This is a genomic window from Hymenobacter negativus (assembly GCF_016056375.1).
In the GTDB taxonomy this organism is placed as follows: Bacteria; Bacteroidota; Bacteroidia; order Cytophagales; family Hymenobacteraceae; genus Hymenobacter; species Hymenobacter negativus_A.
In genome coordinates, this window is the sequence record NZ_JAEDAE010000001.1 from 1,067,312 (window position 1) to 1,089,453 (window position 22,142).

A 22,142-nucleotide genomic window follows, 5' to 3' on the forward strand; every position below is an offset into this window, starting at 1 on the left:
ATGCGTGGACTCACAGAGCCCGCGCTACTGCGACCTTTGCCCCATGCATACCCTAGCCCAACTGCGCGCCGGCCAGCTCCACGACCTCAAACGCCTGGACCTTGCCGAAGGACTCACCGAATTTCCCCGCGAAATCTTCGCGCTAGCCGATACGCTCGAAATCCTTAACCTGACCGGCAACGCACTTTCCGCGTTGCCTGATGATTTGGGACGGCTGCATAAGCTGCGGGTGCTGTTCTGCTCCGATAACCAGTTTACCGAGGTACCCGCCGTGCTGGGCCAGTGCCCCCGACTGCAAATGGTGGGCTTCAAGGCCAACCAAATCCGGCGGCTGCCGGCTGCAGCACTCACGCCGGCGCTCCGCTGGCTCATCCTCACCGATAATCAGCTGGAAGCATTGCCAGAAGAAATAGGCCAGTGCCGGGAGCTGCAAAAGCTGATGCTGGCTGGCAACCGCCTTACTGCGCTGCCCGCAACGCTGGCCAGTTGCACCAAGCTGGAACTGTTACGCATTGCGGCCAACCGCCTCACTGGGCTGCCGCCGTGGCTGCTGGCGCTGCCGCGCCTCTCGTGGCTGGCCTACGCCGGCAATATCTTTTCGGCCCCTGCCGAAGCGACTGCGGAGGCCGACCATCTTATCGGAGCCATTGACTGGGGCAAGCTGACCATTGAGCAACAGCTGGGTGAGGGGGCTTCGGGTATAATTTACCGCGCCCGTTGGGAACAGCCCAACGTGGACGATGAGGACGTAGCCGTGAAGCTCTTCAAAGGGGCCGTGACCAGCGACGGCCTGCCCCACTGCGAGATGCTGGCCACCATCAAAGCCGGCGCGCATCCCAATCTGATTGCCGTGCTGGGCCGCGTGGCCGGCCATCCTGCCAAGGCCGAAGGCTTGGTGCTGGAGCTGATTGACGACGCTTTTGGCAACCTGGCCGGGCCGCCCAGCCTCGCCAGCTGCACCCGCGATGTATATAAATCCGGCACCGTTTTCAGTCTGGAAACGGCGCTGAACATAGCCCGGGGAATTGCCGCGGCCGCCGGGCACTTGCACGCGCAGGGCATCCTGCACGGCGATTTATACGCCCACAACATCCTGACCACCCGCGAAGGCAACGCCCTGCTGGGCGATTTCGGCGCGGCCAGCTTCTTCAATCCCGAAGACGCGACCACCGCCCAGGCCCTGCAGCGGCTGGAAGTGCACGCCTTCGGTTGCCTGCTGGAAGAATTACTGACGCATTGCGATGAAGCCGACAAAGCTCCGGCGGCGATAGCGGCGCTGTGGGACTTGCAGCGGCGCTGCGTGGCACTGGAGGTGGCGGACCGGCCGCTGTTTGCGGAGATTGAACGGGTGTTGGCCGGGCTGTAGAGACGCAAGATTTTGCGTCTGGGCGTTGAACAGCATTGCCACGCGGTCATGACAACCTCAGCAACGCCGAGACGCAAAATGTTGCGTCTCTACAGCCCGTTGATTTACTCCGCCAGTCTTTGGTAGCGAATGCGCGGCTGTACGCTGCTGGTATCCACGTAAAACGCGAAAGTGGTTTCGGCGCTGTTGATTTCAAAGCGCACTTCGGCCAGGCGCTTGGGTGGGGTGAAGCGCGGCATGGCGGCAAAGCGCATCTCCACGGGCACGCCCGTGCCGCCCAAGGGCAGCAGGTAGAGACCGCGCTTGTCATCGAGCAGATACTGCGTGGCGGTGGCCCTCAGTTGATAGCTGGGAATGGTGTAGCCCATTTCCTCATAGTAGCCGTGGTAGTGGAAGCGGCGCAGCACGCGCCCGGTGCGGATGTTGCGCACGAAGGCATTGGGGGCGCGCAATTGCTGCGCGGTGGGCGTGCGGCCGTAGCCCTCCATGCCATCGGCGAAGCGGATGGGGTGCGCCTTGCCGGGCGCGTACACCACCAGTACGGTGCTGTCGCTGAGGAAAGAAGCGCCCACCAGCTCGGCATCGGGCCGCTCGAAGCGCATGGGCGGCCGGCCGGGCCGCAGCAGCTCCGAGGCCGTGAGCAGAGCCGCGCCATTGGGCGAGAGCGCAGGCTCGCACTCGGGGCCACCGCCGGGGCCACGGCCTTCGCTCAGGCGTAGCACGTTGCCGGCCAGGTCGAGTAGCAGCACCACCTGGCCGCCCACGTCGCTGTCGGGCACCATAAAATCGAGGGTGAACACCAGGGCGCCCAGCGGCCGGCTATAGCCCAGGAACTGCGGCAGGTAGGCCTCGCTCTCGGTCACAATATCAGCCCCGGCCTTCTTAAAAAAAGCGGCCTTGCGCAGCTTGCGGCTGAAAATCTGGCGACCGGATTGCTCGCGCAGCGTCACGGTATAGTAGCCCTCGAAGCCGCGCACCCGCTTGAAGTGGCCAGGCGTTTCTTCGTAGGTGGCGGTGAGGCGGTGGGCCGAATCGGTTTCGGCGGCCAGCAGCAGGTGGTAGGGCTGGCCGTTGAGCAGGACTAGGGTATCGGCCACGGCGGGCGGGGCCCAGCCGGGAATTTCGGGCGGCGGCTTGGGCTTGGCTACGGGCACCGGGGCGGCGGGCGGCGCGGGCAGGGGCGCAGGCGCAACCGCCACGCTGGGCATGGCCCGCACATCCGACTTGGTAGAATGGAGTTTTTGCTCGCAGCCTGCCAGCAACGCCAGCAGTCCAACGGCCACTAGATTGCGCATTATTTTGAGAGCCAGCCGTTGGCGTCGAGCCAGTTGCGCAGGCGGTCCGTCCAGAGGTCTTTGGTGGTTTTGTTGTTGAGCCCGAAGCCGTGGCCGCCCTTGGGGTATAGGTGCATTTCGGCCGGGACGCCGTGGCGCAGGCAGGCCTGGTAGAATACGATGCTGTTGTTCACGGGCACCGTTTTGTCGTCCTGGGCGTGTACGAGAAAGGTGGGCGGCGTCTGGGCCGTCACCTGCAGCTCGTTGGAATACTGCCGGATTTGCGCGGCCGAGGGCGTCTTGCCCAGCAGGTTTTCGCGCGAGCCCGTGTGCTTCAGCGTGTCGCTGAAACTAATAACCGGGTACATAAGCACCAGAAAATCAGGCCGTACCGAAGTCGGCCCCGCATTATCGCCCACCGGCTTGGCAAATTGAGTTCCAGCCCACGCCGCCAGGTGCCCGCCCGCCGAGAAGCCCATCAGGCCAATGCGCTCGGGGTTGAGGCTGTACTTGGCGGCCTGCTGGCGCACAAGGCGCAGCGCCTGCTGGGCATCGAGCAGCGGGGCAATGGATTTATCGGGCTGGCTGGCATCGTTGGGCAGGCGGTATTTGAGCACGAATGCCGTTACGCCAAACTCGTTCAGGCGCTTGGCCACGTCGTAGCCCTCGCTGTCGATGGACAACCGGGTATAGCCTCCGCCGGGGCAGATGATAACCGCTGTGCCGTTGGCCGTGCCCGCCGCTGGCAGAAAGGCCGTAAGGTTGGGCTGCACCACGTTGGATATTCGCACACCGCCGTTGGCTAGCGTGACGCTAGTTTCCTGCACCGCGCTGGGCTTGGAGTCGGGCACGGTGCCCGTATAAATCGGGAAAGTCTGCTGTGCGAAAAGGTGCCCGGAGGCCAGCAGCAGAAGGCCCATAAAAGCAATAGTAGCTGTTGTTTTCATAGAATAGCGGATTGTACGCAAAAGTACGGCACACGGTCTTATGGCGGCATTATTAAACAAACACGTAGCACTATCAGATGAAAATCCTGTAACCTGCAACCTAATTTGAATTATTCCGTACCGGCCACGGTCTTTAGGTCATGCGCAAGACCACTCTGCTGGCCGCCGCCGCCCTGCTGGGCAGCCCCGGCCTCACCCTGGCCCAGAACACGCCCGACGAAAACAATCCCAACGTGGATGCCCCGTTCGTGCGAAACATTCGTGCCGACCGTCCCGGCCAAACCATCACCGCCCAGGTGCTTCGTCCCGGCCGCCTTCAGCTCGAAACGGGCTTCCAGCGGCAGTTCGGGGGCGTGGGCCTGGCCCAGAGCATGAGCGCGGCCACGCTTCGCATCGGCTTCTTCAACAGCATGGAGCTGCGCGTGAGCCAGCCCTACTTCCACAGTGGCCCCTCGCGCATTACCGAGGCCGGGCGCCTCGATTCCAGCGGCTGGGCGCCGGTGGTGGTGGGTGCCAAGTTCATGATTTCGCCCAACTACGACACCCGCACGCAGGTCGCCATTCTGGTCGAATCGGCGGTGCCCGGCACGGGCAGTGCGGGCCTGCGCGGCACCACTTGGGGCCCCGGCGGCCGCCTGCTGGTGAGCGAGCAGATTGGGGAGCGGTTCGGACTCGAAGCCAACTTCGGCTTCAGCCAGCGCGGCCTAACGACGAAAGACATCGAAAAAGGCCAGTTCATGGGCACGTTAGCCCTGAATGGCCCGTTGAGTGAAAAGGCCGGATTCTTTGTGGAAGCCTACGGTTACGGGCGCCAAACCCTCAATACCGGCACCACGGCGGGGGTATATTTTCGCCCCATTCCGGCCATGCGCCTTGACATCACGGCCGGCCAAGCCGTCGGCGGACTAGCGGCCGGCACCTCCACGGTGGGAGCTGGCCTCACATTCAAAGTGGGCAAGTAGAACCGACGGGCGCGATTAACCCAAAAACAACGCTCAGCAAAAAGCCTGCGTAGTAACGCAGGCTTTTTTGCGTAATATCAGCCTCTCAACCCGTTTGCTATGCGCTTCACCTTTTTTCTGCTTACCCTGCTGGCCGCTGGCTGCCAGGCCCGCCCACCCCAGGAATCGGCTGCGTCCCACTCCCCTTCCCGCGTGGCGCCCGACGCCAGGCTGCGCGAAACCCGCTGGGTGCCACGCCAGCTAGCCGGCCAGCTCGTGGCCGTGCCGGCCGATACCCAGGAGCCTTACCTCCTGCTCCGCGCAGATGGCACGGCCGAAGGCAATGGCAGCTGCAACCGCTTTCGGGGCACTTTTTTCAGTGAGCAGGCTGGCGAATTGAAGTTCAGCCCGCTGATGAGTACGCGCATGGCCTGTGCGGCCATTGCCATCGAAAACGAGTTTACCCGCGCATTGGGCCAGTCGAGCACCTACCGCATCAGCGGCGACACGCTCTTGCTATTTAATGCAACCAATGCGCCAGTGGCGCGGCTGGAGGCGGTGTATTTGCGGTAGGTGAATTGGTGGGGAAGTGAATTGGCAGATGATAAACAGGTAGCGCCGCTACAATCCATCTACCAGTCCACTCCCCCACCAATCCGCCAAATTAGCGTCGGTTGTCGTCGGTGAGGGGCGGAATGCGGGTGGGCGTTTGCTTGCCCGATACGATGCCGCTGGCACTTTGCGCAATGGCCTGGATGACGGCCGTCATGTTGCCCAGGCTCAGGCTTTCCACTTCGTCATCGACGGAATGGTAGAGGCCGTCCATCGGAATCTGGTCGGTGCTGATGGTGTGAGCCGGCACGCCGAGGCGGGCCAGGGTAGCGTTGTCGGAACGGTAGAACAGGTTTTGCTCGGGGTACGGGTCGGGCTCGAAGCGGAACTTGCTGCCGGCCAGGTTGGCTTGCAGCAGCTTGCCGAAATCGGACCGCTCGTAGCCGGTGATGAAGGCGGTGTTGGGTCCGAATTTGGCCTCCTTGCCAATCATCTCAATGTTGAACATGGCCGCCACCTGCTGCGGGTCGAGCTGTTTCGAGAAAAACTGGGAGCCGAAACCGCCCACTTCCTCGGCCGCGAAGGCTACGAAGATGAGCGGACGCGCATTGTCGTTTTTCTTCTTGAAGTATTCGGCCAGGGCCACCACGGCGGTGGTGCCGCTGGCATCGTCGTCGGCCCCGTTGGCGATGGAATCGCCGGCCACTGGCTTGAGGTAGCCAAGGTGGTCGTAGTGGCCCGAGAACACCACGTTTTCCTTGGCCCGCTTGGGGTCGTGGGCGGGCAGCATGCCCACGATGTTGCGTAGCTCTACGGGCTGCAGCACGCTGCTGGCGCTGATGCGGTAGGTGAGCGTTGCCGGCTTGGGCCCCAGCACAAACACCGTTGAGAAAGGTTTTGGCTGCTCGGCGCTGGTGGTGCCTTTCGCCACGTAGCCCGCCAGCTGACGGAATACTTTGGCCTGGGCCGTATCAACGAAAACCAGGGTATTAGCCTTGGGGCGCAGGTAGGAGAACAGCTTGCCGCGCTCGGTGGGCTCGGGGCCGATGACGACCACGGCCGGCGGCTGGGCATCTTCGCTGGTCCAGCGCAGGGTGGGCTCGCCAGAAATGGCCACGGCCTGCAGCGGCGCCAGGGTTTGGTCGTTGATGACGGCCGCCACCGGGCTGGTCAGGCCCTGGTACACGGTGAGGGTTTGCTCGAAATTAGCCTGGCCCGGCAATGGCTTCAGGCCGATGCGCTTGAATTCGGCGGCCAGAAACTGGGCCGCTTTCAGGCCACCGGGCTGGCCGGTGCCGCGGCCCTGCATGTCGTCGGCCGCCAGGGTCTGGATAACGCGGGTGACCGTGGCGGACGATACGCTGGCGGCTTTGGGGGCCGGTTTAGCGGCTTTTTTCTGGGCAATGGCCGGCACGGTGGCCAGCATTGCTCCAAGGAGAAGCATTTGTTTCATCTAGTGTACTGATAATTAGCGCTGGGCAGGTGTAAAGTCGCCTATTTGCGTCTCGTCGTTGGCTTATCCATGAGAACGGCCCACACGAGGAGACGCAAATAGGCGTATCTACATCCGCCAACTTTAGCTTAAGGTCAAAACTAAGTCGTCGGCCGATACGCGGGTACCTTCGGGCAGCACCACGTCGGCCACGGTCAGGTCCTGCGGGGCGGTGATGGTGGTTTCCATCTTCATGGCTTCGATGACGAAAAGCGGGGTGTTTTTGGGCGCGGCCTGGCCGGGTTTCACCAGCACTTTGCTCAGCATACCTTGCAGCGGCGCACCCAGTTGGCGCGGGTTGGCCTTGTCGGCTTTGGCGTTGCTGATTTTGGTGACGGCCACCGACTGGTCGCGCACCTGCAGGTTGCGGGTCTGGCCGTTGAGGGTGAAGAAGATGGTGCGGCAGCCCTCCTCGTTGATGTCTCCCACCGACTCCAGACGGACGATAACCGACTTGCCCCGGGCAATTTCGATGATGGTTTCCTCGCCCGATTTTAGGCCGTAGAAAAACACCGACGTAGGCACCTTGCTCACGTTGCCAAACTTCTGGCGGAAGGCCCAATACTCTTCAAACACCTTGGGGTAGAGCAGCGACGAGAGCATATCGGTAAACTTCGCGCCGGGAAATTTCTCCTGAAAAGCGGGCCATTCCTTGTCGAAATCGATGGGCGCGAGGTGCTCGTTGGGCCGGTCGGTGAACGGGGTTTCGTTCTTCAGAATCAGCTTTTGCAGCTCGGCGGGCCAGCCGCCTTCGGGCTGGCCGATGTCGCCCCGGAACAGCTCGCGCACCGACTCCGGGAAGTTGAGGCCCTCCCCTTTCGCCATCACGTCGTCGGGCGTGAGGTTATTGCTCACCATGAACAAGGCCATGTCACCCACCACTTTAGAGCTGGGCGTCACCTTCACAATGTCGCCAAACATCATGTTCACGTCGGCAAAGCGCTGCTTCACTTCCTCGAACTTATCGAGCAAGCCCAGCGAGGCCGCCTGCGGGCGCAGGTTGGAGTACTGCCCGCCCGGAATCTCGTGCTGAAACACCTCCGAGGTGCCCGCTTTCAGGCCCGACTCAAACGGGTAATACATCTCGCGCACGGCCTCCCAGTAGTTGCTGAACTCGTTGAGGGAATGCTGGTTGAACTCGCGGTGGCGCGGCGTGTGGCGCAGCATTTCCACCACCGAGTTGAAGTTGGGCTGCGAGGTGAGGCCCGAGAGCGAGCCCAGCGCCACGTCGATGACGTTGGCCCCGGCTTCCACGGCTTTGGCGTAGGTGGCGGCTTGTAGCGACGAGGTGTCGTGGGTGTGCAGGTGGATGGGCAGCTTCACGGTATCGCGCAGCCCCTGAATCAGCTCCGTAGCAGCGTACGGCTTCAGCAGGCCGGCCATGTCCTTGATGCAGAGGATGTGGGCGCCGGCGTCTTCAAGCTGCTTGGCCAGCCGGAGGTAGTAGTCGAGGGTGTATTTGGTGCGGTTCGGGTCTAGGATGTCGCCGGTGTAGCAGATGCTGGCCTCGGCCAGGCGGGTGGTTTTGTTGCGCACGAAGCCGATGCAGGACTCTAGGCCTTTTATCCAGTTCAGCGAGTCGAAAATGCGGAACACGTCCACGCCGGTTTCGGCCGCCTGCTGCACAAACCGCTCGGTCAGGTTATCCGGGTAAGCCTTGTAGCCCACGCCGTTGGCTCCGCGAATAAGCATTTGCAACAGAATATTCGGAATGGCTTCGCGCAGCTTGGCGAGGCGCTCCCAGGGGTCTTCGTGCAGGAAGCGCAGGGCCACGTCGAAGGTCGCGCCGCCCCAGACTTCGAGCGAAAATGTCTGGGGGTGCTGCTGGGCATAGGCGCGGGCCACTTTTAGCATGTCCCAGGTGCGCATGCGGGTGGCCAGCAGGCTCTGGTGGGCGTCGCGCAGGGTGGTGTCGGTGTAGTGGATAAGCGGCTCATTGCGCAGCCACTCCGCAAATTTCTCGGGGCCGAGCTCGTCCAGCTTTTGCTTGGTGCCGGGCGCAGGCGCGGCGAATTCGAAGTGCGGAATGTGCGGGCGGCGCGGGTTGGCGCGTGGGTCGAGCAGGTTGCGCACGTCGGGGTTGCCGTTCACCACCGTCTCGCCGATGAAGCCGAGCAGGCGCGTGGCGCGGTCCTGCCGGGTTTCGAATTGGAACAGCTCCGGGTGGTCCTTAATGAAATCGACGGTGGCGTGCCCGGTCTGGAATTCCTCGTTGCCGACGATATTTTTCAGGAATGGAATGTTGGTTTTCACCCCGCGAATCCGGAATTCATCCAGGGCGCGCAGCATTTTCTGGGCCGCGCCGTGCAGCGTGGGCGCGTGGGCCGAGATTTTGACCAGCAGCGAATCGAAAAACGGTGACACCACCGCGCCCTGGTACACCGAGCCCTCGTCGAGCCGGATGCCGAAGCCGCCGGCCGAGCGGTAGGCCACGATGGTGCCGTAGTCGGGCTTGAAGTCGTTGGCAGGGTTTTCGGTGGTCACGCGGCACTGCACCGCAAAGCCGGCGCGCAGCGGCACCACCTCGGGCCCAAGGCCAATTTCGGGGTCGCTGAGCTTGTGGTTGGCGGCAATGTAAATCTGGGTTTTAATCAGGTCGATACCGGTAATCATCTCGGTCACCGTGTGTTCCACCTGAATGCGCGGATTCACTTCGATGAAGTAAATCCGGTCTTGCTCGGGGTTCACCAGGAATTCCACGGTGCCCACGTTATCGTAGCCCACGGCCCGCCCGATGCGCAGGGCGTACTCGTACAGAAGGTGACGCTGGTGGTCGGGCAGGTTCATCGCCGGGGCCACTTCCACCACTTTCTGGAAGCGGCGCTGCACCGAGCAGTCACGTTCATAGAGGTGCACGAGGTTGCCGTGGTGGTCGCCCACCAGCTGCACCTCAATGTGCTTGGGCCGCTCCACGAACTTCTCTAGGAACACCGTGTCGTCGCCAAAGGCATTCAGGGCCTCGTTCCGCGCCTCAAAAAAGCCCTTTTCCAGCTGTTCATCGTCGCGGATGATGCGCATGCCGCGCCCGCCGCCGCCGCTGGCCGCCTTCAGCATCACGGGGTAGCCAATGCGCTGGGCCTCGGTTTTGGCGGTTTCAAAGTCAACTAATTCGGCCTCGCTGCTCTCGATTTGGGGCACCTGGCACTGCTGGGCCACCTCCTTGGCGCGCACTTTGTCGCCGAGGGCCTCCATGACTTCGGGGCGTGGGCCCACGAAAATAATGCCTTCCTCGGCGCAGCGGCGCGAGAGCGTGGCATTTTCCGAGAGGAAGCCGTAGCCGGGATGGATGGCGTTGACGCCGTTTTCCTTCGCGATGCGGATGATGCCCTCGATGTCCAGATACGGCTTCAGCGGCTCGTCGTCGCGGCCAATCTGGTAGGCTTCGTCGGCCTTGTAGCGGTGCTGCGAGTACCGGTCCTCGTAGGTGTACACGGCCACCGTGGGGATGTTGAGCTCGGTGGCGGCGCGCATCACGCGAATGGCAATTTCGCCGCGGTTGGCGACCAGGAGTTTAGTTATGTTCATATAGCTGGTGGGATGGTAGGCGCGAATACGGCGAATGTAGGCCAAAGGCTGCTGCAATGCCAGCCTTTACCTGCAATTCCACCGGCAAGCACAGGCTGAGCTCCCGCGTGGAGAGCGCAGTTGGCCGTTATATTTGACAGGCCCGGCGCTACCTCGCCAGTCCTTTCTTCCACTCCATGAAACGTATTTATTATTTGCTGCCCGCATTGCTGAGCAGCCCGGTACAGGCGCAGCCAACGGCTTCGACGGCGCCCGCCCCATTCCTGGCCAACGCGTGGTATATCGGGCTGGGCGTCGGCAATGGGGCGGAGATATACGGCGGGTACCATGCCCCGCACTGGCTGGCCTACGGCCGGCTGCGCGGCAAGTGGTGGGGGCCGGACAAAGAGCCGAAAGCTCACCTGTTCGGAGACGATGTCAACACCAGCTCCCGGCAAACCGAAGTGGCAGCGCTACTGGGTGTGCCCGTGGCGGCGGGCCGTTCCTACTTTTATGCCGCGGCGGGCGTGGCCTACGTAAGCGGGCGGCAACTGGGCGAATACCGCTACAGCGTGCGCAAAAGCGGCCTGCTTTCCTCCGATGCCACGCACTACTACGCTTACCGCGACTACCAGGCCATCGGCCTGCCGCTGGAGCTGGGCTGGCAGTCGGCGGCTTATGCCGACGGGAATGCCCGGTTTGGGCTGGTTGGGCAGGTCAATCTGAATCCACAGCACTCGGTTTTTTGCCTCTTGGCTACGGTTTCCGTCCGGCTTTCACCACTGCGGCGCGCGGACTTGTAGCCGGCGCACCCGTTTTTTATTGCTGCCATGACCCCTCGCTTCCCGATTTTCCTACTTGCGCTGAGCAGCCTGACCGGCTGCACCCTCACGGCCGATGACGTGGAGCCGGCACTGCCCAGCGTGCCGGTTTTACAAACCAACACCGTGGCGTACCAGCTCAACGGCTTGCCCGTAGTGGCGCATAACTACAGCTCGCTGATTTCTGCCATTTTCTCATTTGGCAGCCGGTCGCTGCCGGTCGACGGTTTTTTATACCCCGACAGCACGGTGGCCATCGGCGCGGTCGATGACCAGAACTATATCGGGGCCGGTGCCTTGCAACACGGGCTGGAATGGCAATTGCTGCATTTCCGAGGGGTGGGGCGCTACGCAGTGGTGCCCGGCCACACGGTATTCCAGGTCGACACCCGCGACGCAGCCAACAAAGAGTGGATAAACGGCCCCAGCCAGCCCCTCGCCGCTCAGCCGGCCGCCCAGGTGGTTGTGACCGCCTGGGACCCGGCTACCCAGCACATCAGCGGCACGTTCACCATGCGCTTTGCGGCGGCCGGCAGCGCGCCCGCGGCCGATTTGCAGGATGGGCGCTTCGACCTGAAGCTAGGCCGCTAACTGCGCCAGTGCCAAACCTTCGGGGCCAAAATGGGTTAGCGAGGCACGCCTGCCTTCGTTTTCATCCATGGATTTCGCCCAGAAAAACATTCTCCTCATCGGCGCGTCGTCGGGCATCGGCCTGGCTACGGCCACGCTGCTCAGCGGCCTCGGGGCCAACCTGTTTACCGCTTCGCGCCACCGCTCGCCGGAGCTGCAGGCCCTGAACACCACGCACTTCGACTACGACGCCACACAGGCCGTGGGCCCGGCCCTCGACGGCCTGCCCGAGGTGCTACACGGCGTCGTGTACTGCCCCGGCAGCATCAAGCTGCGCCCGTTTGAGCGCATTCCCGTAGAGGATTTCCAGGCCGATTTCGACCTGAACGTGCTGGGAGCCGTGCGCGTCATTCAGGCCACCATCAAGCGCCTGAAAAGAGCCGAAGGCACGGCATCCATTGTGCTGTTCAGCACCGTAGCCGCCGATACGGGCATGAGTTTCCACGCCAGCATTGCTACCGCCAAGGCCGCCGTGGAGGGCCTCACCCGCGCCCTAGCCGCCGAGTACGCCGCCAGCGGCGTGCGCGTGAACTGCATTGCGCCCTCGCTCACCAATACGCCACTGGCCGCCGCCCTGCTCAGCTCGCCCGAGAAAGTAGAAGCCGGCGGCAAGCGCCACCCCTTGCAGCGCATCGGCCAGCCCGAGGATTTGGCCTACACGGCCTCGTTCCTGCTGTCGGACCACAGCTCGTTTGTGACCGGCCAGGTGCTGGCCGTGGACGGCGGCATGGGGAAATTGAAGTAGGTCATCATTATGAAAATCTGCATCTTCTGGCACCGGCGCGACCTGCGCATTCACGACAACGTGGGCTTGGCGGCGGCGCTGGCCAGCGGCCTGCCGGTGCTCCCGCTGTTCATTTACGATAAGGAAATCTTAGACCACCTGCCCGAGAAAGCCGATGCCCGGCTCACGTTTATTCACGATGAGGTAGAGCAGCTGGCGCACGAAACCGAAGTGGCCGGCGGCACCTTCTTGGCCCGCTACGGCCAGCCGCTGGCGGTGCTGGAGCAGCTGGTGAAAGATTTTGACTTGGCCGCCGTGCACACCAACGAGGACTACGAGCCCTACGCCACCCGGCGCGACACCGCCGTGGCTGCGATGCTGAAGCAGCACGACGTGGAATTTCACGCTTATAAGGACCAGGTTATTTTTGCCAAAGAGGAGATTATGACCAAATCGGGCACGGTGCCCAAGGTATTCGGGGCTTACCTGAAGGCCTACACCGCCAGGCTGACCGATGAGCTGCTGGAGCCCTGTGATTCTGAAAAGTTATTCCGGAAGGCAAATCCGTACCGCGTTTCACAGGAAAAAGCCGGGCCGCGCCCTACGCTGAAAAGCATGGGCTTTGAGCGCCGGGAGCAATACTTCCCGCCAGTAAAGCTGCCGGCCGAGGGCATCGTGCGCAACTACCACAAAACCCGCGACACGCCCGCCAACGAACACGGCAGCACCCGCGAGTCGTTGAACCTGCGTTTCGGCACGCTGAGCGTGCGCGAGGTGATGCGCCAGGCCAAAGAGCTGAACCCGAAGCTGCTGGCCGAGATTATCTGGCGCGACTTCTTTATGATGCTGCTCTGGCATCTCCCCCACACTGCTACCCAGAGCTACGACCCCAAGATGAGGCACATCAACTACCGCAACAACGAGGACGAGTTCCGAGCGTGGTGCGAGGGCCGCACCGGCTACCCGCTGGTGGATGCCGGCATGCGCCAGCTAAACGAAACCGGCTATATGCCCAACCGCGTGCGGATGACCGTGGCGGGTTTCCTCACCAAGCACCTGTTCATCGACTGGCGCTGGGGCGAACGGTACTTCGCCGACAAGCTCCTTGATTATGACATGGCCAACAACGTGGGCAACTGGCAGTGGATGGCCGGCACCGGGGCCATTTCGTCCCCGTGGTTTCGGGTGTATAGTCCCGAGAGCCAGTTGGAGCAGGTCGACCCCGAAATGAAGTACGTGAAGCGCTGGGTGCCAGAGTTTGGAACAACGAAATACCCCGCGCCAATTGTGGAGCACAAGTTTGGCCGTGAGCGCGCGGTGGAGGCTATTCGGGCGGCGCGCATCGCGGCCGGCTAAAGCTGAAAAACTGTAGGTTTTTAATGGGCTGAATGCCGAACCGTGGGGCCGGTGAAGCGGTTGTAATTCCATGGAAAAGGACCGCATCAAACAAGCCTACCTCGACTTCGTGCTTAACGAAGGCCACCCGCCGCAATCGGTGTTTAAGCTCACCCAGCAGCTGGGCCTGGCCGAATCGGAATTTTACCAGAGCTACGCCAACTTCGAGGCAATCGACCGCGAAATCTGGGCTGATTTTGGCCGGCAGGCGCGCGAAACTGCCGCCACTGAGCCCGTGTGGGAAGGCTACGGCAGCCGCGAAAAGCTGCTGGCGTTCTATTTCACGCTGCTCGAAATCCTCAAAAACAACCGCTCCTACGCCCTGATGAGCCTGCGCCGCTCGCTGCACCGCATCCCGGCGCTGTCGCCCCGCGTGCTCGACGACTTCCGACAGGACTTTGAATACTTCGTGGGCGACTTGCTGCGCGACGGCCGCGTAACCGGCGAAATCGCCAACCGCCCGCTGGTGCAGGACGGCTACCCGCGCTTTTTCTGGCAGCAGGCGCTTTTCGTGCTCGGCTACTTTGCCAAGGATGATACTGTAAACTTCGAGCGCACCGACGCCGCCGTGGAAAAAGCCGTGACGTTGAGTTTCGATTTGGTGGGCCGCAATACCATCGATTCGGCCGTGGATTTCGTGCGGTTTCTGGTGCGGAAGTAAAACTGCTTATGGCTGACGAACCCCAAACCTCGCTGCCGACCACCAAGGTGGCCCGCGCCGCCCGCTTTGCCAAAACCGGCATCAACGTGGGCACCAATTACATTAAGCACTACGCGAAGAAGGCCGTCGGGGCAGAATCGACCACTGCGGACCTGCACGCGGCCAACGCCGCCGAACTCTACGGCACGCTGAGCGAGATGAAGGGCTCGGTGCTGAAAGTGGCCCAGATGCTGGCCATGGAGAAAAACATGCTGCCCACGGCCTACGCCGAGCAGTTTGCCCAGGCCCAGTATTCGACCCCGCCCCTGTCCGGCCCGCTGGTGGTGAAGGCGTTTCGGGATGCATTCGGGAAGTCGCCGTTTCAGTTGTTTGATGAGTTTGAGCCGGAGGCGAGGCAGGCGGCCAGCATCGGGCAGGTGCATTTTGCCCGCAAGGATGGCAAAGCACTGGCTGTGAAGGTGCAATACCCCGGAGTGGCCGACAGCATCAAGTCGGATATCCGGCTAGTAAAGCCCATTGCCCTGCGCATCATGGGCCTGAACGAGGCGCAGGTGCGTCCCTATCTGGAGGAAGTCGAAACCCGCCTGCTCGAAGAAACCGACTACAAGCTGGAACTGCGGCGCGGCCAGGAGATTGCGGCTAAATGCCAGGATTTGAATAATTTGCAGTTTCCAGCCTACTATCCGGAGTATTCCACGGCCCGCATTCTCACCATGGACTGGCTGCCCGGCCAACACCTCAAGGAGTTTCTGGCCACCAATCCAGCGCAGGAAGTTCGCAACCAAATAGGCCAGGCGCTGTGGGATTTTTACCAGTTCCAGTTCAATGAGCTGCACCAGCTGCACGCCGACCCGCACCCCGGCAATTTTCTGATGCGCGCCAATAACGGCGGCACCCTCGGCGTGCTCGATTTTGGCTGCGTGAAGGAAGTGCCCGCCGACGTGTACCAACTCTTCACCGCTTTGCTAGCTCCCGAAACCATTGCCGACGAAGCCCGCCTCGAAGCCCTGCTCACCCAGGCCGGCGTGCTCCGCGCCACCGATGCACTGGCCATGCAGGCGCTTTACCTGCGCACCATGCGGGTATCGCTGGAGCTGGTGGGCCGCCCCTTCCGCCAGGCCACGTTCGATTTCGGCGACCCAACTTACATGGCCGCCCTCTACGCCCTCGGCGACGACCTGATGGCCGACCCCGAGCTGCGCAAGCAGCGCGAGCCGCGGGGCTCCGAGCATTTTATCTACTTGAACCGCACCTACGTGGGCTTGTTTGCACTGCTCACAGAGCTGGGCGCTTCCATTCAAACCGGAATTCCGGCTATGAGGTAGCCCAAGCGAAAGCATGTGCTACATTTCGGTTATGAACCTCCGGACCGAGCTACTGCGGGAACATTCGGCGCGCCAGACCCTGCGACTGGCCGAATACGCCTGCGCCCACCCCACGGCCCTGGCCGAACTCCTGCAACTGTTCTGGTACGGCGCGGAGCGCGAGCGCCAGCTGGCCGCCGACGTGCTGGGCTGGGTGGGCGAGCGCCGGCCCAAATGGCTGGTGCCCCACCTGCCGGGCCTGCTGGCCGCCGCCCAACCCGGCCTGGAGCAGCACCCGGCCATCCGGCGGGCCGTGGTGCGGGCCTTGCAATTTGTGCCCGTGCCCGAGGAGTGGCAGGCCCTAGCCTTCGACACTTGCCTGGGGCTGCTGCGGGCGCCCCGCGAGCCGGTGGCCATTCGGGCCTACGCCCTCACCGCCGCCGCCCGCCTCGCCGGCCCCTACCCCGAGTTGGCCGCCGAGGTGGTAGCCGCCATCGAAACCGCCCTAAACTCGACCGCTTCGGCCGCGCTGCGCAGCCGGGCCGCGCGCGAACTGCCGAAACTTCGCAATCTTGTGCGGGAAGTTTTGCCGGGCTAGCTGTTGCACCGGCTCATTCGTTTCAATTTTTACCAATTCCCATGCTCACCAAAAAACTACTCACGCTTGGCGCGGCCCTGCTCAGCCTCTCCTTCTCGGCTTCGGCCCAACAGATGGCCAGCTGCTGCGCCCGCCCCGCCGCTAACCTGTCGGCCTCGGCCACCGAAGCCTTCGCCATGCTCGCCAGCGACAAAGATTTTTCGGGCGGCCACGACGCGCCTCTGCCCTATTCGTATGCCGGCGAAGGCAAGATGATAGAGTTCAAAACCCCGGACGGCACGCCTGGCCACGGCTTCGAAATCAAAAGCGCCAAGCCCAGCAACAAATACCTGTTCGTGATTCACGAATGGTGGGGCCTGAATGACTACATCAAGAAGGAGGCCGCCACCTTCGCCAACGAAATGCCCGATGTCAACGTCATTGCCGTGGACCTCTACGACGGCAAGGTGGCAACCACGCCCGAAGAGGCCGGCAAATACATGGGCGAAGTGAAAACTGAGCGCGCCGTGTCCATCCTCAAAGGGGCCCAAATGTATGCCGGCCCCAAAGCCCAATTGGCCAGCATCGGCTGGTGCTTCGGCGGTGGCTGGAGCCTGCAGGAAGCCCTGCTCGGCGGCAAGCAAACGGTGGGCTGCGTGATGTATTACGGCATGCCCGAAAAGGACCCCTCCAAACTCAAGAGCCTGAACAGCGACGTATTGGGCATTTTTGCCACTCAGGATAAATGGATTAACCCCGAAGTGGTGGGCCAGTTTAAGAAAGACATGACCGCCGCCGGCAAAAGCGTCACCATCGAAAACTACGACGCCGACCACGCCTTCGCCAATCCGTCGAACCCAAAGTTCAACAAGGAATACGCTACCAAAGCCCACGGCCAGGCGCTGGCCTACCTGCGCGGTCGCTTCAAATCGAAAGCCTAATTTTTGGGGTTTGTTTGAAACGGAAAAGCCTTCCCAACCGGGAAGGCTTTTTTGTGCTACTTTGGTGAGCCTGCACCCTCTTTCTCGCAACTAAAAGTTCGCGCTGCTCCAATTCCCACTGCTATGGCCTCGCTCACTGCCCTCCTCTCCGAATACGGCGAAAGCCACCAGAACCCCACCAACAAACTGGTGCACTGGGTGTGCGTGCCGCTGATAATGTTCTCGCTCATCGGCCTGCTGTGGTCGGTGCCGGTGCCGGCGGCCATCCAGCAAATCAGCCCCTGGCTGAACTGGGGCACGCTGGTGATGACGCTGGCCCTTGTGTACTACGTGCGGCTGAGCGGGCGGCTGGCACTGGGCATGGTGCTGGTGTGGGTGGCCATGGCAGTGGCCCTGCGCGTAGTGGCGGGCGCGGCAGCGCTGCCGCTGTGGGCTATTTGCCTCATCATCTTCGCCTTGGCTTGGGTGGGCCAGTTCTGGGGCCACAAGGTAGAAGGCAAGAAACCCAGTTTCCTCAAGGACCTGCAGTTTCTGCTGATTGGGCCACTGTGGCTGCTGCATTTCGTGTACCGCCGGCTGGGCTGGGGGTATTGACTTGGAGGCATAAAGCCATTCTCTTCCATCAAATTGTCCCTCACGGCTTGGGCCGACTGAGCTCGCCCGGCGTGCGGCCCGTCAGCTTTTTGAACACCCGGTTGAAGGTAGACTTGGAGTTAAAGCCCGACTCCAACGCAATGCCAACCAGTGAGTAATGCGCCAAGCGCGGGTCTTGCAGCTTGCGCTCGGCCTCGGCCACGCGGTAGCGGTTCACAAAGTCGTTGAAGTTTTGCCCGCAACCGGTGTTGATGACGTGCGAGAGCAGCGAAGTGTTGGTGCGCAGGCGGTGGGCCAGCTCGGCCAGGGTGAGCTCGGGTTCGAGCCAGGGCTGCTGTTCGGCCATCAAAGTCAGCAGTTTTTCGCGCCACGGGTGCAGCTCGGGGGCCAGCGCGTCGGCCGTGGCTTCACGTTCTGATGCTCCTCCGACCCGCGTAGCAGCGACGGCAGCCGCTTTTGGCGCATCTGCCACGGCAACAGCGGGAACGGGTGGCATAGCCACAGCCGGAGTGGCCGGCGCAGTGGCCATTTCTTCGGTTATTGTACCAGGCCCGGGCGCTATTTCAGCCGATATCAATGGCTCAGAATTAAAAGGAACTTCGCCAACGCCAGCCACTGCGGGTTCAAATCGCAGCGGAGTTACGGCCGCGAAGTTGGCCTGCAACCCCACAATGCTCAGGTAATAGACCAGCGCGCCGTTGGCGAAATAGGCGTACCAATAGTCGCCATAGCCCAGCGGCCCAACGGCGCGGTTCACCACTTCAAAGCCCACCCACAATAACAAACCCAGCAGCGCGGCCACCAGCAAATCGCGCAGCCCCCGAAACCGCAGCCGCGCCGTGTCCGAAAAATTGTCGTCGAGGTAGCGGCGGTAGCGGCGGAAAAGCCGCAGCGTGGCCAGCCCATAACCCAGCATCAAGCCATAGCCTAGCCATTCAGCAGGCGCACTCAGCGCATCGAGAAAATTAGCAGCGGCGCCTTTGGTGCCAAAATGATAGGGCAGCGCCCAACCGTGCCCGGCCCGGCCCCAGACCAAATCGTAAAGCGCCGCCGCCGCGTACAGGCCCGCAAACAGCAGCCCCGGCAACAGATGTTGCCAATGCTTCCGCAGCTCAAACTCCTGATTGGTGAGGCTGCGGAAGTACAGGTAAAAGGCCGGTCCCCAAGCTAGCCAGGGCTGCCAGGGCACGTAGAACATGGCCGTAGAGTAGCCGTCGTGGCTGTCGTACCAGCCGGCGAAGCCCAGCATCCACTGCGTCACGGGCAGCACATTCAGGAACAGCAGCAACGCCAGCAGCCCATCGGGCAAGGCGCCGAAACGGAAATTCCGAACCAGCAAATGCGCCGCCAGTACCAGCCCCGGCACCACAAAAGGCAGCAGCAGTGCGCTGTGTAAACCAAACTCAAACAGCATGCTGCGAAGCTAGTGAGTTTTTTAGGGTGGGAGGTTAAGAGGGTATGGGGGTAAGAGAGAAAAGCAGAAACAACCTCTTACCCTCCTACCTACCCTCACACCCTATCTCAGCGCCAGCATGCCGGCCAGCTCGGCCACGCATTCGGTGAGCTGCTCCCAGGCGGGCAGCATGAAATACTGGTTTTGGTAACGGGCCCCGGTCACGGGCGTGCGCAGCACCGTGGCCAGGTCGAAGGCCGGGCGCGGAGTTAACTCGTTCACGCAGTGGTGGATTTCACCAGCAGACGACAGCAGACCCGCCCCATACAGCATGGGCTTGCCCTCATGCTGCACCAAGCCAAATTCGGCCGTGAAGAAGTACAGCGCCCACAACTGCTCCCGCGCCGGCGAGCCCGCCGGCTGAGCCACGTAGGCCTGCCCCAGCTCGTGCAGGAAGTTGGCCAGGCCCTCATCGAGCAGCATCGGCACGTGCCCAAACAGGTCGTGGAATAAGTCCGGTTGGGGGCTGAAATCAAAGGCCTGCATGGACCGGATACGCGTCACAATCGGAAACTTACGCTCGGCCAGCAGGGCGAAAAACGCGGCTGGCTCAAACGGACGGCCCACCGGGGCCAGCTGCCAGCCGGTTTCGGCCTCCACCGTGGCGCTCAGCTCCCGGATGTCGGGGATGGCTTCGCGCCGAAAGCCCAGCCGGGCCAATCCTTCCCAAAACGCTGGCACGGCCCGCCGGTGCAGCAGCGCGGTCTGGCGGTCAAACAGCATCTTCCAGATGAGTTGGTCCTGGCTGGCGGCGGTGGCGGAGTTGGGTTTGGTAAACATAGCGTAACGAAAAAGGTAAGCGTGATTAAAATCGGGCGAAAAAAAAGCCCGATATCCTGACGGATTCGGGCTTTCGAAGGTTTCTAGAGAAGTTTGGGTGTCATGCCTCTTCTTCCGTTAGCGCCAATCGCAGCCCGTACCCGCCCTGTTTGGGGGCAGTCATTAGGGTGTTAATGCAATTGACGAATTGGTGGCGCATGATTGAGACGAATTTAGGGACCGATTTCGAGAATGCAAGCATTTGCCCACATTAATTTTTCTTTATTCGAGTTCCTGCCGCAGCTGATACACGCGCCGCAGGTTGCGAATGAGGCGGGCCGATTCCTCGAAATCCAGCGTCTGGGCCCCGTCCGAAGCGGCAGTTTCGGGCGTTTCGTGGGTTTCGTACACGATGCCGTCGGCCCCGGCCATCACGCCGGCCAACGCCATTGTGGGGACATACTCGCGGATGCCGATGCCGTGCGAGGGGTCGACAATTACGGGCAGGTGGCTTTTAGCTTTGAGAATGGGCACCGCATTCAAATCCAAAGTATTGCGGCTAGCGGTTTCGAACGTGCGAATGCCGCGCTCGCAGAGAATCAGCTTCTCGTTGCCACCCGAAAACACGTACTCGGCTGAAGACAGCAATTCTTCAATCGAGCCCGAAATGCCACGCTTCAGCAGCACCGGCTTGTCCACGCCGCCCAGGGCATCCAGCAGGTTGAAATTCTGGGTGTTGCGGGCGCCTACCTGGAACACGTCCACGAAATCGTGCATCTCCTCCACCTGCGATACCTGCATCACTTCGGTCACGATTTTGAGGCCACGCGCCCGGGCCATGCGGTGGAAATCGCGCAGCCCCTCCAGCCCCAGCCCGCGGAAGGCATAGGGCGACGAGCGGGGCTTGAACACGCCGCCGCGCATCAGCCGCACACCGTTGGCCACGAGGTGGTCCATCACCTTTTCCATCTGGGCTTCGCTCTCGATGCTGCACGGCCCGGCGCAGATAGCCAGCGAGTTGCCGCCAATGGTGACGCCGTCGCCGAGGTCGAGCACGGTGGGTTTCACGCGCCACTTGCGGCTCACGAGCTTGTAGTCGTCGCTCACGCGGTGCACGTCGCGCACGCCCGGCAGCTGGCCGATGGTGCGGATATCGAAGTCTTTTTTGCCGATGGCCACCAGGTAATGGGCGTGCTGGGTCGTGACTTCGGTGGCTTTGTAGCCCTGCTGCTTCAGGTGCTCGGTGATGGCGGCTACCGAAGCAGATTTTTCAAGTTGGATTATCATGGAATGAGTCAGAGAGAACAGAACATCTTGCCCGTGTAACTAATCAATGCTCTTGCAACAAAGCGGTAGAGATGCTTCGACTGCGGCTGCGCCTACGCTCAGCATGACGTTCTTAAATGATTGTTTCAGATTGATTATGCCGCCTTGATGCTCCGCACGAAACGTGCAGCTTCAGCCGGCGCATCCGCCACATCTTCCAGCGCTCGGATGAGAGCTGAGCCGATAATAGCGCCCTCGGCGTGCTGACAAGCGCGGTCGAAACCGGCTTTATCGGCAATGCCGAAGCCGATGAGGCGGGGATTGCGCAGGTTTAGGGCCGCGATGCGCTCGAAGTATTTGGCCTGAATCTCAGCATCTGGCTGCGTGGTGCCGCCGGTGGTGCCGGGGCCAGATACTAAGTATAGAAAAGCTTCGGTGAGGCTGTCGAGGCGGCGAATACGCTCCTCCGAGGTTTGCGGGGTGATAAGAAATACAGCGTTCAGGCCGTATTTCTGGAAGGTTTCCTGATAGAATTCTTCGTATTCATCGAGCGGCAGGTCGGGCAGAATAAGGCCATCCACGCCCACGGCGGCGGCCTGGCGGCAGAATTCTTCCACCCCAAACTGCATCACGGGGTTGAGGTAGCCCATGAGCAGCACCGGGGTTTCGGGCACGGCGGCGCGCAGGCCTTTCAATTGCTCAAACAGCACAGGCAGGTTCATGCCGTTGGCCAGCGCCACGCTGCTGCTGCCCTGGATGATGGGGCCATCGGCCAGCGGGTCGGAAAACGGCATGCCGATTTCGAGAATGTCGGCCCCGGCTTCCACCAGCGCTTTGGCCAGCGGAATGGTGTCGTGCAGGCTGGGGTAGCCGGCGGTGAAATAAGTATTGAGCAAATTGTGCTTGCTCGCGAAGGCGTGTTTAATGCGGTCCATATAAAT

Annotated in this window: 20 protein-coding genes; 12 read left to right on the plus strand and 8 right to left on the minus strand. The window is 61.9% G+C overall.

Features of this window, described 5'->3' with window-relative positions; all coding sequences use genetic code 11:
- The first annotated feature begins 43 nt into the window (after positions 1-43).
- Complete coding sequence (locus I7X13_RS04645; RefSeq protein ID WP_198074525.1) at positions 44-1,366, plus strand: leucine-rich repeat-containing protein kinase family protein; 1,323 nt, start codon at positions 44-46, stop codon at positions 1,364-1,366.
- 104 nt (positions 1,367-1,470) lie between these two features.
- Here the strand turns inward: I7X13_RS04645 and I7X13_RS04650 are convergent, their stop codons facing one another.
- Both I7X13_RS04650 and I7X13_RS04655 read right to left on the minus strand, forming a co-directional pair.
- Positions 1,471-2,661: a hypothetical protein gene (locus I7X13_RS04650; protein WP_198074526.1), complete on the minus strand. Its 1,191-nt coding sequence runs from the start codon at positions 2,659-2,661 to the stop codon at positions 1,471-1,473.
- Positions 2,661-3,560, minus strand: coding sequence for an alpha/beta hydrolase (locus I7X13_RS04655; protein ID WP_198074527.1), 900 nt, complete (start codon positions 3,558-3,560; stop codon positions 2,661-2,663). The genes I7X13_RS04650 and I7X13_RS04655 overlap by 1 nt, the downstream gene beginning before the upstream one ends.
- 167 nt (positions 3,561-3,727) lie before the next feature.
- Here I7X13_RS04655 and I7X13_RS04660 point away from each other — a divergent pair, with 167 nt between their 5' ends.
- Positions 3,728-4,549: a transporter gene (locus I7X13_RS04660; RefSeq protein ID WP_198074528.1), complete on the plus strand. Its 822-nt coding sequence runs from the start codon at positions 3,728-3,730 to the stop codon at positions 4,547-4,549.
- A 99-nt stretch (positions 4,550-4,648) separates the two neighbouring features.
- Positions 4,649-5,101, plus strand: a complete 453-nt coding sequence (locus I7X13_RS04665) for an META domain-containing protein (RefSeq protein WP_198074529.1) — start codon at positions 4,649-4,651, stop codon at positions 5,099-5,101.
- A gap of 91 nt (positions 5,102-5,192) precedes the next feature.
- Here I7X13_RS04665 and I7X13_RS04670 read toward each other — a convergent pair whose 3' ends face one another.
- Complete coding sequence (locus I7X13_RS04670; RefSeq protein ID WP_198074530.1) at positions 5,193-6,533, minus strand: M20/M25/M40 family metallo-hydrolase; 1,341 nt, start codon at positions 6,531-6,533, stop codon at positions 5,193-5,195.
- A gap of 123 nt (positions 6,534-6,656) precedes the next feature.
- Positions 6,657-10,097 carry a pyruvate carboxylase gene (locus I7X13_RS04675; protein ID WP_198074531.1) on the minus strand — a complete coding sequence of 1,147 codons (3,441 nt, stop codon included), beginning with the start codon at positions 10,095-10,097 and terminating at the stop codon, positions 6,657-6,659.
- 176 nt (positions 10,098-10,273) lie between these two features.
- Here I7X13_RS04675 and I7X13_RS04680 point away from each other — a divergent pair, with 176 nt between their 5' ends.
- The 9 genes from I7X13_RS04680 (at position 10,274) to I7X13_RS04720 (ending at position 17,723) form a co-directional block, all read left to right on the plus strand.
- Positions 10,274-10,879, plus strand: coding sequence for a hypothetical protein (locus tag I7X13_RS04680; protein WP_198074532.1), 606 nt, complete (start codon positions 10,274-10,276; stop codon positions 10,877-10,879).
- Between the two features lie 27 nt (positions 10,880-10,906).
- Entirely contained in the window at positions 10,907-11,488 is a 582-nt protein-coding gene (locus I7X13_RS04685) for a hypothetical protein (protein WP_198074533.1), read from the plus strand.
- Between the two features lie 67 nt (positions 11,489-11,555).
- Positions 11,556-12,272, plus strand: a complete 717-nt coding sequence (locus I7X13_RS04690) for an SDR family NAD(P)-dependent oxidoreductase (RefSeq protein WP_198068780.1) — start codon at positions 11,556-11,558, stop codon at positions 12,270-12,272.
- A gap of 9 nt (positions 12,273-12,281) precedes the next feature.
- Positions 12,282-13,607: a cryptochrome/photolyase family protein gene (locus tag I7X13_RS04695; protein ID WP_198074534.1), complete on the plus strand. Its 1,326-nt coding sequence runs from the start codon at positions 12,282-12,284 to the stop codon at positions 13,605-13,607.
- 70 nt (positions 13,608-13,677) lie between these two features.
- Entirely contained in the window at positions 13,678-14,307 is a 630-nt protein-coding gene (locus I7X13_RS04700; RefSeq protein WP_198074535.1) for a TetR family transcriptional regulator C-terminal domain-containing protein, read from the plus strand.
- A gap of 8 nt (positions 14,308-14,315) precedes the next feature.
- A complete protein-coding gene (locus I7X13_RS04705) occupies positions 14,316-15,632 on the plus strand; it encodes an ABC1 kinase family protein (protein WP_198074536.1) in 1,317 nt (438 codons plus the stop codon).
- 31 nt (positions 15,633-15,663) lie between these two features.
- The gene (locus tag I7X13_RS04710; RefSeq protein WP_198074537.1) at positions 15,664-16,209 is read left to right on the plus strand and encodes a hypothetical protein; all 546 of its coding nucleotides are present in this window, start codon (positions 15,664-15,666) and stop codon (positions 16,207-16,209) included.
- A gap of 41 nt (positions 16,210-16,250) precedes the next feature.
- Positions 16,251-17,129: a dienelactone hydrolase family protein gene (locus I7X13_RS04715; protein ID WP_198074538.1), complete on the plus strand. Its 879-nt coding sequence runs from the start codon at positions 16,251-16,253 to the stop codon at positions 17,127-17,129.
- A 123-nt stretch (positions 17,130-17,252) separates the two neighbouring features.
- The gene (locus I7X13_RS04720; RefSeq protein ID WP_198074539.1) at positions 17,253-17,723 is read left to right on the plus strand and encodes an Mpo1 family 2-hydroxy fatty acid dioxygenase; all 471 of its coding nucleotides are present in this window, start codon (positions 17,253-17,255) and stop codon (positions 17,721-17,723) included.
- Between the two features lie 40 nt (positions 17,724-17,763).
- On the opposite strand, the gene I7X13_RS04725 is transcribed toward I7X13_RS04720, so the two are convergent.
- From I7X13_RS04725 to trpA, 4 genes are all read right to left on the minus strand, one after another.
- On the minus strand, positions 17,764-19,137 hold the full coding sequence (locus I7X13_RS04725; protein ID WP_233454655.1) for a helix-turn-helix domain-containing protein: 1,374 nt from the start codon (positions 19,135-19,137) through the stop codon (positions 17,764-17,766).
- A 102-nt stretch (positions 19,138-19,239) separates the two neighbouring features.
- Positions 19,240-19,956, minus strand: coding sequence for a phenylalanine-4-hydroxylase (locus I7X13_RS04730; protein ID WP_198068787.1), 717 nt, complete (start codon positions 19,954-19,956; stop codon positions 19,240-19,242).
- Positions 19,957-20,217: 261 nt separating this feature from the next.
- Complete coding sequence (gene aroF / locus I7X13_RS04735; RefSeq protein ID WP_198068788.1) at positions 20,218-21,222, minus strand: 3-deoxy-7-phosphoheptulonate synthase; 1,005 nt, start codon at positions 21,220-21,222, stop codon at positions 20,218-20,220.
- A gap of 134 nt (positions 21,223-21,356) precedes the next feature.
- Positions 21,357-22,136: a tryptophan synthase subunit alpha gene (gene trpA, locus I7X13_RS04740; RefSeq protein WP_198074540.1), complete on the minus strand. Its 780-nt coding sequence runs from the start codon at positions 22,134-22,136 to the stop codon at positions 21,357-21,359.
- Positions 22,137-22,142: the final 6 nt, after the last annotated feature.

Bases quoted from the DNA above. Each gene is read 5' to 3' on its own strand.
- I7X13_RS04645 (WP_198074525.1), top strand. From the start codon at position 44: ATGCATACCCTAGCCCAACTGCGCGCCGGCCAGCTCCACGACCTCAAA.
- I7X13_RS04650 (WP_198074526.1), bottom strand. From the start codon at position 2,661: ATGCGCAATCTAGTGGCCGTTGGACTGCTGGCGTTGCTGGCAGGCTGC.
- I7X13_RS04655 (WP_198074527.1), bottom strand. From the start codon at position 3,560: ATGGGCCTTCTGCTGCTGGCCTCCGGGCACCTTTTCGCACAGCAGACT.
- I7X13_RS04660 (WP_198074528.1), top strand. From the start codon at position 3,728: ATGCGCAAGACCACTCTGCTGGCCGCCGCCGCCCTGCTGGGCAGCCCC.
- I7X13_RS04665 (WP_198074529.1), top strand. From the start codon at position 4,649: ATGCGCTTCACCTTTTTTCTGCTTACCCTGCTGGCCGCTGGCTGCCAG.
- I7X13_RS04670 (WP_198074530.1), bottom strand. From the start codon at position 6,533: ATGAAACAAATGCTTCTCCTTGGAGCAATGCTGGCCACCGTGCCGGCC.
- I7X13_RS04675 (WP_198074531.1), bottom strand. From the start codon at position 10,097: ATGAACATAACTAAACTCCTGGTCGCCAACCGCGGCGAAATTGCCATT.
- I7X13_RS04680 (WP_198074532.1), top strand. From the start codon at position 10,274: ATGAAACGTATTTATTATTTGCTGCCCGCATTGCTGAGCAGCCCGGTA.
- I7X13_RS04685 (WP_198074533.1), top strand. From the start codon at position 10,907: ATGACCCCTCGCTTCCCGATTTTCCTACTTGCGCTGAGCAGCCTGACC.
- I7X13_RS04690 (WP_198068780.1), top strand. From the start codon at position 11,556: ATGGATTTCGCCCAGAAAAACATTCTCCTCATCGGCGCGTCGTCGGGC.
- I7X13_RS04695 (WP_198074534.1), top strand. From the start codon at position 12,282: ATGAAAATCTGCATCTTCTGGCACCGGCGCGACCTGCGCATTCACGAC.
- I7X13_RS04700 (WP_198074535.1), top strand. From the start codon at position 13,678: ATGGAAAAGGACCGCATCAAACAAGCCTACCTCGACTTCGTGCTTAAC.
- I7X13_RS04705 (WP_198074536.1), top strand. From the start codon at position 14,316: ATGGCTGACGAACCCCAAACCTCGCTGCCGACCACCAAGGTGGCCCGC.
- I7X13_RS04710 (WP_198074537.1), top strand. From the start codon at position 15,664: ATGAACCTCCGGACCGAGCTACTGCGGGAACATTCGGCGCGCCAGACC.
- I7X13_RS04715 (WP_198074538.1), top strand. From the start codon at position 16,251: ATGCTCACCAAAAAACTACTCACGCTTGGCGCGGCCCTGCTCAGCCTC.
- I7X13_RS04720 (WP_198074539.1), top strand. From the start codon at position 17,253: ATGGCCTCGCTCACTGCCCTCCTCTCCGAATACGGCGAAAGCCACCAG.
- I7X13_RS04725 (WP_233454655.1), bottom strand. From the start codon at position 19,137: ATGCTGTTTGAGTTTGGTTTACACAGCGCACTGCTGCTGCCTTTTGTG.
- I7X13_RS04730 (WP_198068787.1), bottom strand. From the start codon at position 19,956: ATGTTTACCAAACCCAACTCCGCCACCGCCGCCAGCCAGGACCAACTC.
- aroF (WP_198068788.1), bottom strand. From the start codon at position 21,222: ATGATAATCCAACTTGAAAAATCTGCTTCGGTAGCCGCCATCACCGAG.
- trpA (WP_198074540.1), bottom strand. From the start codon at position 22,136: ATGGACCGCATTAAACACGCCTTCGCGAGCAAGCACAATTTGCTCAAT.